Annotated in this window: 14 protein-coding genes and 2 tRNA genes; 12 read left to right on the top strand and 4 right to left on the bottom strand. The window is 43.0% G+C overall.

Features of this window, described 5'->3' with window-relative positions; translation table 11 throughout:
• The first annotated feature begins 21 nt into the window (after window positions 1-21).
• The 9 genes from EDD74_RS03355 to EDD74_RS03315 all read left to right on the top strand — a co-directional run bounded on the left by EDD74_RS03355 (window position 22) and on the right by EDD74_RS03315 (window position 11,449).
• Complete coding sequence (locus EDD74_RS03355; RefSeq protein WP_039930869.1) at window positions 22-1,626, top strand: ABC transporter substrate-binding protein; 1,605 nt, start codon at window positions 22-24, stop codon at window positions 1,624-1,626.
• A 158-nt stretch (window positions 1,627-1,784) separates the two neighbouring features.
• Window positions 1,785-2,705, top strand: coding sequence for an ABC transporter permease (locus EDD74_RS03350; RefSeq protein ID WP_116440918.1), 921 nt, complete (start codon window positions 1,785-1,787; stop codon window positions 2,703-2,705).
• 20 nt (window positions 2,706-2,725) lie between these two features.
• Window positions 2,726-3,643, top strand: coding sequence for an ABC transporter permease (locus EDD74_RS03345; RefSeq protein WP_009263757.1), 918 nt, complete (start codon window positions 2,726-2,728; stop codon window positions 3,641-3,643).
• 27 nt (window positions 3,644-3,670) lie between these two features.
• The gene (locus EDD74_RS03340) at window positions 3,671-4,666 is read left to right on the top strand and encodes an ABC transporter ATP-binding protein (protein ID WP_009263756.1); all 996 of its coding nucleotides are present in this window, start codon (window positions 3,671-3,673) and stop codon (window positions 4,664-4,666) included.
• A gap of 1 nt (window position 4,667) precedes the next feature.
• Window positions 4,668-5,630, top strand: coding sequence for an ABC transporter ATP-binding protein (locus tag EDD74_RS03335; RefSeq protein WP_009263755.1), 963 nt, complete (start codon window positions 4,668-4,670; stop codon window positions 5,628-5,630).
• A 30-nt stretch (window positions 5,631-5,660) separates the two neighbouring features.
• Window positions 5,661-7,157 (top strand): M81 family metallopeptidase, encoded by a 1,497-nt coding sequence (locus EDD74_RS03330; RefSeq protein ID WP_116440917.1) that lies wholly within the window; start codon window positions 5,661-5,663, stop codon window positions 7,155-7,157.
• 224 nt (window positions 7,158-7,381) lie between these two features.
• A complete protein-coding gene (locus tag EDD74_RS03325) occupies window positions 7,382-8,863 on the top strand; it encodes an MBOAT family O-acyltransferase (protein WP_242990023.1) in 1,482 nt (493 codons plus the stop codon).
• A 34-nt stretch (window positions 8,864-8,897) separates the two neighbouring features.
• Window positions 8,898-10,295: an alginate O-acetyltransferase AlgX-related protein gene (locus tag EDD74_RS03320; RefSeq protein ID WP_116440916.1), complete on the top strand. Its 1,398-nt coding sequence runs from the start codon at window positions 8,898-8,900 to the stop codon at window positions 10,293-10,295.
• A 41-nt stretch (window positions 10,296-10,336) separates the two neighbouring features.
• Complete coding sequence (locus EDD74_RS03315; RefSeq protein WP_116440915.1) at window positions 10,337-11,449, top strand: DUF3048 domain-containing protein; 1,113 nt, start codon at window positions 10,337-10,339, stop codon at window positions 11,447-11,449.
• A gap of 119 nt (window positions 11,450-11,568) precedes the next feature.
• On the opposite strand, the gene EDD74_RS03310 is transcribed toward EDD74_RS03315, so the two are convergent.
• Window positions 11,569-13,536, bottom strand: coding sequence for an oleate hydratase (locus EDD74_RS03310; protein ID WP_008977576.1), 1,968 nt, complete (start codon window positions 13,534-13,536; stop codon window positions 11,569-11,571).
• 111 nt (window positions 13,537-13,647) lie between these two features.
• Window positions 13,648-14,211 (bottom strand): TetR/AcrR family transcriptional regulator, encoded by a 564-nt coding sequence (locus EDD74_RS03305; protein WP_116440914.1) that lies wholly within the window; start codon window positions 14,209-14,211, stop codon window positions 13,648-13,650.
• Window positions 14,212-14,438: 227 nt separating this feature from the next.
• On the opposite strand from EDD74_RS03305, the gene EDD74_RS03300 reads away from it, so the two are divergent.
• Window positions 14,439-14,520 (top strand) — tRNA-Tyr (locus EDD74_RS03300).
• A 199-nt stretch (window positions 14,521-14,719) separates the two neighbouring features.
• Window positions 14,720-14,806 (top strand) — tRNA-Leu (locus EDD74_RS03295).
• A gap of 146 nt (window positions 14,807-14,952) precedes the next feature.
• Here EDD74_RS03295 and EDD74_RS03290 read toward each other — a convergent pair.
• Entirely contained in the window at window positions 14,953-15,801 is an 849-nt protein-coding gene (locus EDD74_RS03290; RefSeq protein WP_116440913.1) for a helix-turn-helix transcriptional regulator, read from the bottom strand.
• 138 nt (window positions 15,802-15,939) lie between these two features.
• Between EDD74_RS03290 and EDD74_RS03285 the strand changes: the two genes are divergently transcribed.
• Window positions 15,940-16,119: a hypothetical protein gene (locus tag EDD74_RS03285; RefSeq protein WP_008977566.1), complete on the top strand. Its 180-nt coding sequence runs from the start codon at window positions 15,940-15,942 to the stop codon at window positions 16,117-16,119.
• A gap of 105 nt (window positions 16,120-16,224) precedes the next feature.
• On the opposite strand, the gene EDD74_RS03280 is transcribed toward EDD74_RS03285, so the two are convergent.
• Entirely contained in the window at window positions 16,225-17,091 is an 867-nt protein-coding gene (locus EDD74_RS03280) for an AraC family transcriptional regulator (protein WP_016441185.1), read from the bottom strand.
• Window positions 17,092-17,318: the final 227 nt, after the last annotated feature.

The following is a 17,318-nucleotide window of genomic DNA, read 5'->3' as shown; positions in this document are numbered from 1 at the left end:
ATGCCGCAGAAAGGAGAAAAGATGAAAAAGAAAATAGCACTGATTCTTACGGCCATGCTTACAGTAAGCCTGGCAGGCTGCGGAGGAGGAAATGATAAATCTTCCGAGAGCAAAAAAGACGATACGGGGAAGAAAGCGGTATCAAATGTAAAATCTCCAGATAATGATATGGTGATCGCGGTGCAGACGGATGCGACACATCTGGATCCGCATGTTTCTTCAAACGGAAATTCCAATCTTGTTACAAATTCTATGTACGAGACACTTCTTGCATTTGATGAAAATCTGGAAATCCAGCCATTATTAGCAGAAAGCTGGGAGATGTCTGAGGACGGATTAAGCTACACATTTAAGTTGAGAGAGGGAGTTAAATTCCACGATGGAGAGCCTTTCAATGCAGAGGCAGTTGTAGCAAACTGGCAGAGAGGAAAAGAGGACGAATCACTTCGTCTTGCAAGCTCTATTAAGAGCTGGGTAAATGTGACAGCAGACAGCGAGTATGAAGTTACGATCACACTGGACGAGCCGAACAACACATTTATCAACAAAGTGACACAGGTAAGAATGGTAAGCCCGAAAGCGATCAAAGAAAAAGGATCTGACGGACTTGCAAAAGAATCCGCAGGAACAGGACCGTTTAAACTGGCAGACCGTGTTGACGGCGGATATACAAAAGTAGTTCCGAACGAAGACTATTGGGGTGAAAAGTCTACACTGGATTCTCTGACATTCCAGGTTGTTCCGGAAGACGGTGCACGTATTGCGATGTTACAGACCGGAGAGGCAGATATCATTTATCCGGTACCTCCGATCCAGGTAGAAAAAGTTGAGAACGACAAATCTGTAGAAGTAGTGAATCTGAACGGATTGACATACCGCTATGTAACATTAAATCAGAACTACAAACTGGATGATGGAAGACAGCCGTTAAAAGATGTGAAAGTTCGTCAGGCAATGAACTATGCATTTGACAGTAAAGCATACTGTGAAGTCGTATTCCAGGGATATGCAAAAGAACCTACTTCTTTATTCTCAGAGGCAGTTCCTTACTATTCAGAGCAGACACCGTACTCACTTGATTTAGAGAAGGCAAAATCTCTGATGAAAGAAGCCGGATATGAAGATGGCTTCCCGATCGATCTCTGGGTGGACAATACAACACTTGAGATGCAGGGCGCAGAGTTCGTAAAACAGCAGCTTGCAGAGATCAATATTGAAGTCAACGTTCTTCCGATGGAATCTACAACCATCGCTGATATGACAAGCGCACCGGAGAATGAGACAGAGGTTGAGATGTGGTATGTAAACTGGAGTCCGGGATCTTATGATGCAGACGGATGTATGAGAAGTATTTTACATACAGAGAAATTCCCGCCAGCAGGATACAATACAGCATTTTACAGCAATGCAGAGTTTGATGCTGCATTAGATAAAGCTTTAGTGACAACAGATGAAAAAGAAATTACAGAAAGTTATGCAAAAGCACAGGAAATCGCATGGGAAGAGTGTCCTTGGATGTTCTTAGGATGTGACAATGCGATCATTGGTCAGAAAGCTTATGTAACAGGTGTGAAATACTTACCAGGTGGAAGTCTTATTGTAACAAATGCCGGACTGAATCACTAATCAATATGTGGTTGATACTAGGAAAAGGGCAGCGCCGTAAGCTGCCCTTTTTTCAAGATACATCTGTGATGTATGGATACAGAACTTGTCCTTTTCAGGATATGACAGCAGAGATACCCGATGAAACATCGGAGAAAATGAAGTTGGAGTGAGAAGATATGAGTCGATATTTTGTCAAGCGAATCCTGCAGACGATACCATTGATGCTGGTAATCTCGATTTTAGTATTTTTATTTATTCATATGATCCCGGGAGATCCGGCGAGAACAATGGCAGGACTGGATGCAGAACAATCAGAAGTAGAGGCGATTCGCGAAGAGTACGGATTAAACGATCCGCTGATCGTGCAGTATGTGAACTATATGAAAGGTTTGTTTACCGGAGACCTTGGAAGAAGTTTAAAATCTGATACTCCGGTAGCAGAACTGATCGTAGACAGAATGCAGAATACATTAAAGCTTGTATTCGCAGGAATTTTATGGGCGCCGGTATTAGGTATTTTTATCGGTGTGATCTCAGCGATCAAGAGAGGAAAAGCACTGGATCACGGCTGTATGCTGTTGGCGATCACCGGGCTTTCCGCACCGGGATTCTGGCTTGGTCTGATGGGAATCCAGATTTTTTCGGTACAGTTAGGATGGCTTCCGTCAGGAGGACTGGATTCCTGGACCGGATACATTTTACCATCGTTTACAATGGGATGTGGAATCATGGCGGTTCTGGCGAGATACTCCCGTTCTTCCATGTTAGAGACATTGAGAGAAGATTATGTCAGAACAGCAAGAGCAAAAGGACAGAAAGAATTTTTAGTTATGTTCGTGCATGCATTCCGTAACTCGCTGATTCAGGTTATTACGATTTTAGGTCTTCAGATTGGTGGATTACTGTCAGGATCTGTTCTGACAGAGACAGTATTTTCTATCCCGGGAATGGGACGTCTTCTGGTGGATTCCATTGCATTCCGTGACTACCCGGTGATCCAGGGGCTGCTGATGCTGTTTGCGTTCCAGTACGTTATCATCAACTTAATCGTTGACTTGCTGTATGGTGTGATCAATCCGAAGATTCGATATGATTAGTTGTGAGGGAGGAATGTATAATGGCTGAAGAACAAGTAAAAAAACAAGAAAATACAGAGTTTGAAAAAACATATATTGATGAAAATATACAGTCCGATAAAGACGGGCGGTTCAAGTCGTTTCTGAAAAAATTTTTAAAAAGAAAAACGGCTGTCGCAGGTCTGATCATTATTTTCCTTCTGGTGATCATTGCGATCATCGGACCTTATGTTACTCCGTATGATTATACAGAATATGATTATGCAAATACACTTGCAGGGCCTAGCGCGAAGCACTGGTTTGGAACAGATAACTATGGACGTGATATTTTGAGCCGTATGCTCGTAGGAACAAGACTGACACTTGGTGTGGCATTGTCTTCCGTAGTAGTCGGCGCTGCGCTCGGAAGTATTCTCGGACTTCTGGCAGGGTATTATGGCGGGATCATCGAGATGCTGGTTATGAGAAGTTCAGATGTGCTTTTCAGTTTCCCTGATATTCTCCTTGCGATTGCGATCGTGGCAATTTTAGGACCTGGTATTATCAACGTATTTATCGCGGTTATGGTATTTACGGTGCCGAGTTTTGCACGAATTATGCGAAGTTCGACGCTGGCGGTAAAGAATTCTCTCTATGTAGAAGTGGCACAGAGCCTTGGATGTAATGATTTCCGGTTATTGTTCGTACATATTTTCCCGGGAACGATCCAGTCACTGATCGTCAATTTTACAATGAGAATCGGAAGTGCGATCATGGCGGCAGCATCCTTGAGCTTTTTGGGATTTGGCGCAAATGTCTCAGAGCCGGAATGGGGAGCAATGCTCTCGCAGGGAAGAAGTTACCTGGGAATTGCATCACATATGGTATATTTTCCTGGTCTGATCATTTTTATAACGGTACTTGCATTTAATCTGTTTGGTGACGGTCTGAGAGATACACTTGATCCGAAGATTAAGTAGTGGGAGAGGCAGTGAAAGGAGTATACGATGAAACAAGAAAATTTGCTTGAAGTAAAGCAGTTAAGAACGGAATTCTTTTCCAGTAAGACTTCCAGTGTGACTGCGGTAAATGAGATTAGTTTTTCAATAGGAAAAGGAGAGATCCTCGGACTGGTAGGAGAATCCGGATGTGGGAAAAGTGTTACTTCTCTGTCGATTATGGGGCTTCTCACAGCTACCAGCGGAAAGGTTACAAAAGGTGAAGTGCTTTTTGAAGGGAAAGATTTGTTAAAGATTAGTGAGAAAGAGATGCGCGAGATCCGCGGCGGAGAGATGAGCATGATCTTTCAGGAGCCGATGAGCAGTCTGAACCCGGCAATGCGGATTGACAAGCAGATGATCGAGGGAATCCGTCTTCATACAGATCTCTCCAAAGAGGAGGCAAGAAAGCGGGCAGCGGAAATTCTGGCGCAGGTGGGGATCCCTGATCCGGAGCGTGTCCTGAAGAATTATCCGCACCAGCTGTCAGGAGGTATGAGCCAGCGTGTGATGATCGCGATGGCAATGAGCTGCCAGCCAAAGCTTTTGATCGCCGATGAGCCGACGACTGCGCTGGATGTTACGATCCAGGCACAGATTCTTGATCTGATGAAAAAGATCCAGGAAGAAAAGGGAATGAGTATCCTGATGATCACTCACGACCTTGGTGTTGTCGCAGAGATGTGTACAAGAGCAATCGTTATGTATGCAGGAGAGATTGTGGAGGAGGCGCCGATTGATGAATTATTCAATGCGCCGCAGCATCCATATACAAAAGGTCTGATCGCATCTGTACCGAAGCTTGGCTCAGGAGTCAAAGTGCTTCCGAGTATTCCGGGAAGTGTACCGGATCTGTCTTCTCTGCCGTCTGGCTGCAGATTTGCACCGCGCTGTAAATATGCGACAGAAAAATGCCGGGCAGGAAAGCCGGAGTTATTTGAAGTAGGTGAAAATCATTACAGCAGATGCTGGCTTGCCAGCGAAGACAGAAAGGGGGAAAAGTAGTATGGATACATTAGTTTCTGTAAAAAATGTGACAAAAACTTTCCCGGTCGGAAAGACACTGCTTGGGAAACCGGATAAATTTGTACATGCGGTAAATAATGTAAGTTTTGATATCTATAAAGGTGAGACGTTCTCTGTCGTAGGAGAATCCGGATGTGGAAAAAGTACGACAGGAAGGCTGATCAATCATCTGTTGATGCCGGACAGCGGAGAGATCTGGTTTGACGGACAGCGGATCGATCAGATGACACAGGCGCAGGTAAGACCTCTGCGAAAAGAGATGCAGATGATCTTCCAGGATCCGGCGGGAAGCTTAAATCCGCGTATGAGAGTGGAGGATCTTGTGGAAGAGCCGCTTTTGATCCATACAAAGATGACAAAGGCAGAGCGGATGAAAGAAGTACATAAGCTTTTGGAGATTGTAGGATTAAGCGCAAAGCATGCACAGCGTTTTCCGCACGAGTTCTCAGGTGGACAGAAGCAGAGGATCGGAATTGCGAGAGCACTGACAGTAAAACCAAAACTGATCATCGCCGATGAACCGATTTCAGCGCTGGATGTTTCCATTCAGGCGCAGGTACTGAATCTTCTTCATGATCTTCAGAAAAGCTTCGATCTGACTTATATGTTTATCTCTCACGACTTATCGGTTGTAGAGATGATCTCTGACCGGATTGCAGTAATGTATCTTGGATTTATTGTGGAGATGGCGCCAAAAGAGATGATCTACAACAATCCGTCACATCCGTACACACAGGCATTGTTATCGGCGGTGCCGATTCCGGATCCGGGACGGAAGAAAGAGCGGATCATTCTGGAAGGGGATATTCCAAGTACGGTAAATCTGCCGGAAGGATGTCCGTTTGCAACGAGATGTAAATACTGCAAGCCGGAATGTCTGAAGACGAAACCAGAAGCAAAAGAGATTGAGCCTGGACATGTAGTGGCATGTCATTTATATTAGAAGTATATCGTTTGCTTAGGAGGAATAGAAATGAAACGAGTATTAGTTGCATCGATGATGCATGAATCTAATTCATTCAATCCAATCATTGCCGGAGAAAATGACTTCGGTGTTGTCCGGGGAGAAAAACTTTTTGAGAGAAATCCAAAAAATGATCCGCTGCGCGGAGTGATGGATACGCTTCAGGAACAAGGATATGAAGTAGTACCGACACTTTTTGCAAGCGCAGTTCCAAATGGGGAAGTAGATCATGACTTTTATATGGGACTGAAAGCAGAGATCCTTGAGAGAGCGCGTCAGGCGCAGGAAGAAAAGCCGCTGGATGCGATCACACTTGCACTTCACGGATCTATGAGAGTGAAAGGACTTGGAGATGCAGAAGGATATCTGCTGGAAGAATTAAGGGAGATGTTCCCGGACATTCCAATCTTCTGCGCGCTGGACATGCACACAACGATGACTGTGCGTATGCACGAGAACTGTGACGGATTTGTCGGATTTAAATGTGCTCCGCACACAGACCGGTATGAGACCGGGATACATGCGGCACAGATGACGATCGCGGCTCTGGAGAATCATGTGCAGGCAAAATCTGCCTGGGTAAAGGTTCCGATTCTGATCGCAGGAGAGCAGTCTTCCACAACGGTAGAGCCTATGAAAGGACTGATCACCAAGCTACGCGAGACAGAGAAGAAAGAAGGAATCCTCGCGGCTTCTTATCTGATGGGATTTCCTTGGGCAGACAATGAGGATAGTTCTGTCGCAGTCTATGTGGTAGCAGAAGAGCAGGAACTGGCTGACCGCGAGGCGCTTCGTCTTGCGGAGATCATCTGGAATACAAGAAATGATTTCTGTTTTCAGACAGAGACATATACAGAGGAAGAGACATTAAATGTCGCTTTTGATGCGATTGCAAACGGACAGGAACTTCCGGTATACCTTTCTGATTCCGGGGACAACCCGACAGCAGGATCTTCTTCGGACTGTACCGGATTCTTAAAACGAATCATGGATGATCCTCGTACAGAGCAGTTAAAAACACCGGTTCTCTACGGTGGAATTTATGACCCGGAAGCGACGCTGGCTTGTAAGGGAAAAGTCGGGGAAGAGGTTACGATCACCTTCGGTGCAAAGTTTGACACGACGACAACACAGCCGATCACAGCGACCGGAACGGTCAAGGCTTATGTGGAGAAATGGAAGAAGACATCGATCCCTTGCGATATTGCACTGTTTAGTTCCTGTGGTGTTGACGTTGTACTTGCAGAGGGTCATATCGGTTATGTTTCTCCGGACGTATTCACAGATCTTGGAAGAGATCCGAAGGAAGCAGATATTGTCGTATGTAAATTAGGGTATCTGACTGCAGACCAGGATGCGATCGCCAAGAGAAGCATTATGGCGCTCACAAAAGGAAGTACAAATGAAGATCTGAAGACGTTAAATTACACGAAAGTGCCAAGACCGATCTTTCCGCTGGATGAAGAGTTTGCATATGAGGCAAAGGACAATCTTGTTGTGAAATAAGGGAAATGTCAGACCGGTGTTCGACCACGTTAAAAGAAAAAGGGAACGAATACATAGCTGAATAGAAAAAGTAAAAGGAGTCTCCGCTATCAAAATGTGGCAGGAGACTTCTTTTTTGGATTTTGGTCAAGAGTTGGGATGACAAATTGGTCTTTTGTCAAGGGCCGGGGGAAAATCTTTTTTCTTGGTAACAGATTGAAATTATGATAAAATAGGGGAAATGTTTGGAAAGGAAAAGAAAGAATATGGCGTTTACAACTGTTTTTTTCTTATTTGCAGTGTTGCCGGCATCGGTTGCAGGATATTATTTTATAAAGCTTGTGGGAAATAGAAATGAGAAGTGGGGCGACCGGATCGGCAATCTGTTTCTGGTTCTCGTAAGCCTTTGCTTTTACGGATGGGCCAGACTGGAAGGAATTGCCCTTTTGAGTATCTATGTGCTTGGAGTATGGCTGGCGGGAAAGGGAATCTGTCGTTTGGGAAAGGAAGAAAAACATAAGTGGAAAGTGTATGGTATGACACTTTCAATTCTGGCTGTGACAGGCATTTTGATCTGGTATAAGTATTATAATTTTATTGCGGAAAATCTGAATCACTTTTTCGGAATCAGTCTGGCAATGAGCCGGTGGATCGTTCCCCTGGGAATCTCTTTTATCACCTTTACGGCAATATCTTATCTTGTGGATGTCTTTCGTGGAGATGCAGAAGCGGGAAGCCTTTTGGATGTATTTTTATATCTTTCTTTTTTCCCGAAAGTGATTTCCGGACCGATCGTACAGTGGAAAGATTTTCAGAAGCAGACGGTACACCGGCAGGCAGATGAGAACGCATTTTTAGACGGATTGAACCGGATCATGATCGGATTTGCAAAAAAAGTGATTCTGGCAGATTCGTTTGGGGCTGTGATCAGCCGGATCGATCCTTATGTCGGAGTGGGAATAGATGTGCCGACCGCATGGTTGTTTGCATTTTTTTATATGATGCAGATATACTATGATTTTTCAGGATATTCAGATATCGCGATTGGTTTGGCCCGGCTATTTGGATTCCATTTTAAAGAGAATTTTCAGTTTCCTTATCGGTCAAAATCTATTACAGAATTTTGGAGACGCTGGCATATTTCACTCGGCACATGGTTCCGGTCGTATATTTATATTCCGCTTGGAGGAAACCGAAAAGGGATGAAAAGAACCTTATGGAATCTGTTCTGCGTCTTTTTGCTGACCGGAGTATGGCATGGAGCATCATGGAACTATATTTTATGGGGTGTGATCAATGGGATCTGTGTACTGGCAGAGCGCTGTGCAAGGGAAAAAAGTTTCTATCAGAAGATTCCTGATATCGTTAAATGGGCTGCTACGATGGCGATTGTATTTTTTAGCTGGCAGGTATTCTATTTTTCAGACTTTAACCGGCTGGAAGTGTTTATGAAAAGTCTGATCGGTATCAGCGCCGCCAACGCAGCAGGTACAGTGGAATATACCTATCGGCACTACCTGACAGCAAAACTGATTGGATTGTCAGCGATTGCGGTACTTGGGGCGACAACCTTTTGTATGCCGTGGGCGGAGAAAGTGAAAAATTATTTTGATCGGACAAAGACGGGACTTTTTATCAAAGAGACCGGACTGATCCTGCTGATGATCCTATCGGTGATCTTTCTGATCAATAGCTCGTACAGCCCTTTCCTGTATTTTCAATATTAGTAGGAAACAGGTAAGAATTAGTTAGGAGAAGAAAATGAAAAAACTAAAGATATTTTTTATTGTCATATTTTTTGTACTGCTTGCGATTCCTGTTGTGACCTTCAATACCGAAGAAAATGCAGTTTCAGAGGTGGATAACCGGATGCTCGCTGCAAATCCTGTCTCGGCAATACGGGAGGGAGAAGATGCCACTCAGGCAATTGAAAACTATGTAAATGACCGCATTGGACTGCGAAATGAGATGATCAAGCTTTATACAGTGGGGCATGATAAGATTTTTCATGAGATGATCCATCCTAGTTATGTATATGGACAGGATGGGTATGTATTTTTAAATACAGGGGGAAATCCGGTCTTCGGTGATTACCATATTGCTTTTGCGGACATGATAAAAACAATCCAGGATTACTGTGAAGCAAGAGAGATTCCGTTCCTATTCGTGTTTGAGCCTGCGAAAACAACTGTTTTGCAAGAGGAACTTGAAGAGGGATGGAATTATGACAATCGGTGGGTGCAGCAGTTTTTAAAAGAACTGGATCAAAGAGAAATTCACTATGTAGATAATACAGAGATATTGGAGGAAAAGACAGAGGAAGGAGAGGCGGTATTTAATAAGAAATATGATGGAGGGCATTGGAATGAACTGGGGGCGTTCTATGGAGTCAACCATATTTTAGAGGGATTGAGCGAGCAGGGAGTTCCCGTTCATATTAATACGAAAGAGGAATTTCTCATTCATGAGGAAACGATGGAAAAATTACTGCTCTCAGATATTCCGATCCACGAGAAGATTCCTGTCTATGAAAGAAAAGCAGATGTGGAGTGTCTGACGGAGCAGTACAGCCCGGAAGTCAGAAGAGACGAAAGCTTTAATCATTTCAATTATTATGTAAATGAGCAGAAAGTTGCCGAAGGGGTGCCGAGAACACTTGTTTTTCAAGGAAGTTATTTAAATGGTCTAGGTTCTAAATTTTTGGAGAACAGTCTTGGAGAATATATTTCTGTTCATGATTATCGGAACATTTTTGACTTTGATTATTATTTTACGATGTTTCAGCCGGAATGTGTTGTTTTTGAAGTGGCAGAGTATACTTTTATAGAAGACTATTTTCCGTATGAGCAGATAAAAACGATGAATCTCCCACCGGTGTTAGAGTCATTTGAGGAGATGCCGGAGGAAAATCTTACGATGCCGGAGACGATGTATCAAGTAGAAGAGGGGCAAATCTATGAAGTAATATCGATAGAGGGGCTTTCGGCCGATACCCAATATGCATATTTGCAGGAAGGGAATCAGGTATTTGACTTGGTGAGAAGAGAAGACGGAGTTTACACAACAACAGTGGAAAAACAGCTGTTAAATGTGGATAACATTTCTATAATTGCTGTGGAAAGTGGAAAAAAAGTCTGCTATCATAAAGAAAACAGGTAAATGCAGAGGGAGAAATCTAGGAAGGGTAAGGAGGAAGTCGTATGAAGAAGAGAATGTTGCTATTGTCCATGTGCCTGATGCTCGCGGTTATTCCGGGATGTGGAAAAAGTGGGAAACAACAGGAGGAATCTGTAAAGGCAGGCCAGTCGGATGCAAAAGAGCAGAAGAGTGAGGATACGAAAGGATCAGAGGAGCGTGCATCGTCGGAGGAGATTCCCGCAAATCAGAATCTTCTGACCGGAGTTTTGGATCTGACAGAGGGTGCGATCGGGAAACGTCCAGTGGCAGTCATGGTCAATAACGTGGATCCGGCGATGCCGCAGTATGGGGTCGGAAAGGCAGATATTATTTTTGAAATCCCGGTAGAGGGGGATGCGACAAGATTTATGGCGCTGTACGGTGATTATACGGCTGTCCCGAAAATCTGTGCGATCCGAAGCTGCCGCGCATATTTTCCGGCGCTGTCAGAAGGATTCGATGCCTTTTATGTCAACTGGGGAAGCGATGACACAATCGGAGAATACATTGCTTCGCTGAATCTGGACCAGATTGATGGAATCAGTGATGGAAGCGGTCTGTTCGGAAGAGATCAGGCACGTCTAAGTGCAGGATATGATCTCGAGCATACAGGATATTTTGATGGTACTCAGTTTGCCAGTGTCGTGCAGTCCAGAGGATTGAGAACGGATATCGAGGAAGATAAGAAGGATGCAGCTTTTTCGTTTTACGGACTCAATGAGCAGGTAAAACCGGACGGAGAGGATTGTCAGAAAGTAGATATTAATTTTGGAGCTGCCAGAGCGACACTTACTTATGATGAAGCAAAAAAAGTATATGTCAAAGACTTAAATGGAAAACCGCAGATCGATGGAAATACTGGAGAGCAGCTTGCATTTACAAACGTATTTGTTCTGGAAACATCGATTACAGTGAGAGATGAGATTGGACATAAAGAGGTAGACTGGGATGGTGCCAGCGATTCGGTTGGATACTATATTTCCAACGGTGGTGTGCAGAAAATTCACTGGTCAAAGGAAGAAAAAAATGAGCAGTCCAGGCTGAAATTTTATGATCAGAATGGGAAGGAAATTAAGATCAACAGAGGAAAGAGCTATATTGCAGTAAATTACGCCGATCAGGCGACTTTCCAATAACAGAAAAAAATACGTCTTGCAGAAATGCTGTGATTTTCACATAAGGCAGTCACAATTTCTGCGGAGACGTATTTTTTTATTTAGATAGTATTTGAAGCAGTGCTTAGGGGAGAACGAAGTTACATTTCATCTGTCAGGATGTCATGATCTCTGAGTAATTTTTCAATTACCGTTCCTTTTATCACACGGATCAGTGGTTTCTTCAGTGCATTTAACGGTCCCGGAAGCTGAATGTCGAGAGGGGATTTTCCATCCATGAGCTTGACAGAGCTGTCGAGCAGGTCGCGGATATCGTAGACACTGCCCCATACTTCCGGTACACCACGGTCTACGCCGAGAAGACCGTATACGGCTTCCATCGCAGTACGAACAGAATATTCTGTTGTAAATACCGTGTCGCGAGGAGTATCGGCAAACTGTCCAAGGAATGCAAAGTTTACACATCCATCCGGGATGACATCCGGACGGTCTCCTTTTGTTCGAGGCATGAAGAATGCAGTGATATACGGCATCATTGTCGGAACACAGACTGCACTCTGTTCTGCCAGTTCAGGAATCTGTTCTACCGGAACACCGATATGGTACAGCCATTCTTCCGTGATCTCCTTTCCGGTACATTCCCGCATCGGTTTCTTGACGAAATCTCCCGGAACATCGGTAAATAGTCCATATACCCAGACACATACTTTATCTTTATCCTGTTCTTTGAATTGTCCCTGACGGTTGATGGTCCAACTCATGAGCCATTTGGAATCCTGGCAGCTCACGATTCCTCCGGTTACGACTTTTCCACTCTTTGGATCACGTTTACAGATCTTTGTGATGTAAGGAATAATCTTATCATCCAGTGTTGTGATCGTCGCAGATTCCCAGTTTGTTTTGGAAATATCAGAGCAGAATTTCTCAGGATGTCCAAAAGATGGATCCTGCCGTGCGATATTTTTCCATAAGTTCCAGCATCCACTTGTGCGTACTTCTGCATCGCCATTTGGTGCATGGTTCTGGTCACCGTAAATCGTTCCTTCGGTACAGCTTCCGTTTGTCACAAAGACAAGATCGTTCTCTGTAAGCAGGATTCCCTTTTCGACACCTTTTACCTTGCATTCAATTGCGGATGCAATTTTCTTATGATCTTTAAATTCAAAGACAACATTCGTTACTTCAGTGTTGAACTGGAAGTCGACACCTGCATTCTCCAAATATTTCTGCATTGGAAGAATCAGAGATTCGTACTGGTTGTATTTTGTGAATTTCAGCGCACTGAAATCAGGGAGTCCTGCAATATGGTGAATGAAGCGCTGGAAATACAGCTTCATTTCTAATGCACTGTGCCAGTTTTCAAAAGCGAACATCGTTCTCCAGTATAGCCAGAAGGTAGAGTTGAAAACTTCGTCATCAAAGACATCTTCGATGGTTTTGTCATAGAGATCTTCGTCTTTTGTCATAAACAGTTTCATGATCTCCATGCAACCTTTCTGACTTAAATTGAATTTTCCATCTGTGTGTGCATCTTTTCCGCGTTGTACGGTTGCACGGCAAAGAGAATAGTTCGGATCATGCTTGTTGAGCCAGTAATATTCATCAAGAACAGAAGCGCCAGGGGTCTCAAGAGAAGGGATACTGTGGAAGAGATCCCAAAGGCATTCAAAATGATCTTCCATCTCTCTGCCGCCTCGCATGATATAGCCGCGGGAAGGATCGAAAATTCCGTCGCAGGCTCCTCCTGCAATATCCATCGCTTCTAAAATGTGAATATGAGGTCCCGGCATCTGGGCATCTCTTACGAGAAAGCATGCGGCTGCGAGTGCTGCGAGCCCGCTTCCTACAATGTAAGCGTGTTTCTCGTCAACTCCGTCAGGTTTTTCCGGACGTGCAAACGCTTCATAATTTCCGTTGGAATAGTAGATTCCTTTGCTGTTTTTTTCATGCTTGCCTCGTTCTGTGTTCCGATAGTCGGAAGATTTGGAAACACTTTTTGAGGAAGCAGTGTGAGATTCTGCATCGGATTTTTTCTTTAATAAAATGGCGGCGCCTGCTCCTGCGGCAACTGCGGAGGCAACACCGATCGCTAATTTTTTCTTTGCCATATAGATGACCACCTTTCTGAAATAACTACATTGCTTTCTTCTGTACTTTCAGCATAGACGTTCTTTTCTTTTGTGGCAATTTACAAAGAGAGGGAGATGATTATTTTTTTATCATTCCCCTTGTTTTGTAAAATTATGAATGGAATTTGCAATTGTTCCGTGCATGGTAACGCAGATATTATGTACGATTTCTTCATAATTTTCTTTCATGCCCTGTTTGATCCAGTCGAGCATAAGACCGACAAAGCTGTATTTGTAAAATTCAGCAATAAATTTCTTTGCATGTTCAGAGATTGGTGTCTGGGCGGCCTGCTCTTCGACGACACCGGCGATCAGCTCGTAAGTAAGGTGAAAGAGATAATTTTCAATCTGTTCCCGGCTGAGGCAGCGGTAAGCATTTAGGATGAAAGGTTTATTTTCAAAAACGACTTCAAAAATCTGAAGAAGTCCTTCCTGCCAGGTGTCATAAGTTTTCTTTCCCTGAAGTGCTTTCGTTGCATCTTCCAGGCATGACCATTCTACAAGATCATAAATATCCTTAAAATGATAGTAGAATGCCATGCGGCTGATTCCACAGTCTGATGTGAGATCATTGATCGTAATCTTGTCGAGGGGTTTTTTTAATAAGAGTTTTTTTAATGATGCTTCCAGCGCGTATTTCGTAATATTAGACATTTGCCATTCCTCCAGATCATCCGCGATAACAGGCACGGAGGAAGGAGTCGCGGATTTCCGTGCCTATGAAAAAATGATATTTTACAAAATTGGAAAATGATTTTGCTAAGATAAGCTAAGTATAGCATACAAACAGAAGGATGTAAAAATGATAAAAAATTGCTTGCATTTTCAGAACAGATATGATATAAATATATACTAGTTGAGGCAATTTGCTTCAAGAAAATGGATGGATTCCCGAGTGGCCAAAGGGGGCAGACTGTAAATCTGTTGGCAACGCCTTCGAAGGTTCGAATCCTTCTCCATCCATTGATCATAAGGAAAAGGTAAAGTAACCGGTTTGCTAAAACCAAAACGGTTCGAATCCTTCTCCATCCATTTAAAATACTTTGTATTTTAAATGAATGATGATGATGTACACAGTTTCGTAAACGAAACTGGCACGGTTGGCTGCAAATGTGCGGTTGGCTGGTGATTTTCTTAAATGGAATAAGTAAATATTTAGTATGCCGCAGTGGCGGAACAGGCAGACGCACAGGACTTAAAATCCTGCGGGACTTATACTCCCGTACCGGTTCGATTCCGGTCTGCGGCATTATTGAAAAGAAGGGAGAAACGTTGATTTTATCGCGTTTCTCTCTTCTTTTTTTAATCTCATTTATTTTGAACACCTTTGAATACTTTTCAATTATAAATGTCAGACGGCGTTTACGGCATTTCTTTGTAATAGGTAATAGGAGGTTACTTTTCTGTCGCAAGCTTATGCCGGATTTCCCGCGGTGTACATCCGTAGATCTCTTTGAACATCTTATTGAACAGCTTGTAGTTTGTAAATCCATGCCGTTCCACAATTTCCATGATACCGTCCTCCGTGTTGCAGATATCATGGTAAATATGAATCAGGCGGATCTGGTTGACGTACCGCGTGAACGTCACACCGAGGCTCTGTTTAAAGAAGCGGCAGAAATATTCCCGGCTTAGCCCCAGTTTCTGTGCAGCTTTCTCAAGGGAGATTGGTTCGCTGTAATGATCATCTACATAAGAAGTGATCGCACTCAATCGGTCAAGGCTCCCGATATTTTCAGGAATCAGTGATTCTTCGGCAGGGCGGGCAAAATGTGTCAGGATCAGATAGAGAACTTCCATTGCGATGGACTCACATTCGAGGCGGTAGCCAAGAGGCTGCTGGACATAGAGTGGAGGAAGCTTTTTCAGCAATTCGCAGATCTGGAGATAGATATCGAGCTTCTCTTTGACGAGGAGATCCCGGCTGAACTGTAGGTTCAGATGGTCAAGATCAGGGATATATTTTTGTAAATGCTGACGGGAATAGTGGATGCAGAGCCCCATTGTCATTGTGGCACATTTCGATTCGTGGATCTGATTGGAGTCAATTAAGACAAAATCTCCCGGAACAACGAGATGTCTGTGCCCATTGATGCTCATCTCGGCAGAACCGTTTAATACGAAGATCAGTTCCAGTGGAGAATGCCAGTGAGGCGGTGTATAGTAACCTCTCTCTGTATAATACTTGATAGCAATTCCAGTATCGTCCACGTTATATAATTGTTTATATTTAAATGCAATCATGTGATAATATCTCCTTATGTCAATTTTGACCTAAAAGTAGTCAATTTTATATCTAAAAAGCAATATAATAGTATGATAACATAATACACGTAGCAAGGAAAAGTTAATTATAAAAGTTAAAATAAAGGAGAGATTATTATGTCAACAATCGCATTAAACAATCAGAACGTATATGTAAACAATAAAGCTGAGAAAAAGGTAGAAAAGAAAATGTCTGTATGGGCAAAAATCGGAGCATTTATTATGGAAAATGCAGATGCATTAGAAGCATATGCTTGTACTTTAGACGGAAGAACTTATGTCCCAGATCACAAATAGGATGGGGCATAAGCAAATGGAAAAACAAAAAGATAAATGACAGCAGGAACAACTTTAACAAGTGTCCTGCTGTTTTTTTTGTGGAAAAATCATTAGAATCTTTTTTTACTGGTTTTGACCTTTTAGTTCTTTTCGAAGTGCGCCGGGAGTGGTGTGAAAATGTTCGTGAAACATACGGCGAAATACTCTGTAATTTTTAAACCCATGGATTTCCAACAGCTGATAGAGAGGGTAATCTGTGGAGGTGAGATCCTGGTAAATATGGGAAAGGCGAATTTCGTTAATATATTCCAAATAAGTGCACCCCATATGCTTTTTGAAAAAGCGGCAGAAATATTCGGGTTGCAGAGAGGCAATATTTGAAATCTCCGGAATAGAGATCTGCAAATGGTAATTCTGCTTAGTGTATTCGATCACCGGCTCTAGAAGAGAGAGACTTTTAAAACGACGGTCGGTAAAGCGAAGCGGCAGCTCCCGGCGAAAATCTCTGTAAAGATGATAGAGAAAATCAAACAGAAGGCTTTGAAAACGGAGTGTATTGGCAGAAGATAAGGATGCTTTGTCGGTAGCTGAGATCATATTTTGCAGGATTGTTTTGAGTGTATCTAGTTTCGCCTTCGTTTCGCGGTCTTGTGCAAAGACAGGTACATCGAAAAAAATCTTTGGCATATCCGGAATGTATTTTTTGAGAAGGGGATATGGAATCTGTATAAGAAGACTTTTGGTATTCTTCACGTATCTGGTGGCATGTATTACTTTGGAATTGATAATGATACAGTCTCCTGACTGCAGAAGGAAAGTCTGACCATCGGCAGTCACCTCAAAAGTGCCGTCCAGAACAAAATTAATCTCAAGTGCATTGTGCCAGTGAGGCATAATGTAGATATCTGATGCATGAAAAAGATCAAAGCGGATATCCAAATTGTGGGAAAGTTCAATGTGCTCATGTGCAGCGGAAATTTCTGTTGACATAGGAAGTTCCTCCTTTTTTATAAAAAATGAAAGAGTATTTACGATCAGCTTTTTTATTTTCATTTCTTTTCACATATTCTCTATAATATCACAGGAAATTGCCTGAAACAATCGAAAAACAATTCCCAAAAGATAAAATCGACCTATATAAAAGTAAGGATAAGGACTTACAAAAAAAGTGTATGCGGTAGTATAATAAAAAAACAGAGTGTATTCGATCAGATTGG

This window comes from Faecalimonas umbilicata (assembly GCF_004346095.1).
Classification (GTDB): domain Bacteria; phylum Bacillota; class Clostridia; order Lachnospirales; family Lachnospiraceae; genus Faecalimonas; species Faecalimonas umbilicata.
This window is presented reverse-complemented; position numbering and strand designations above follow the sequence as displayed.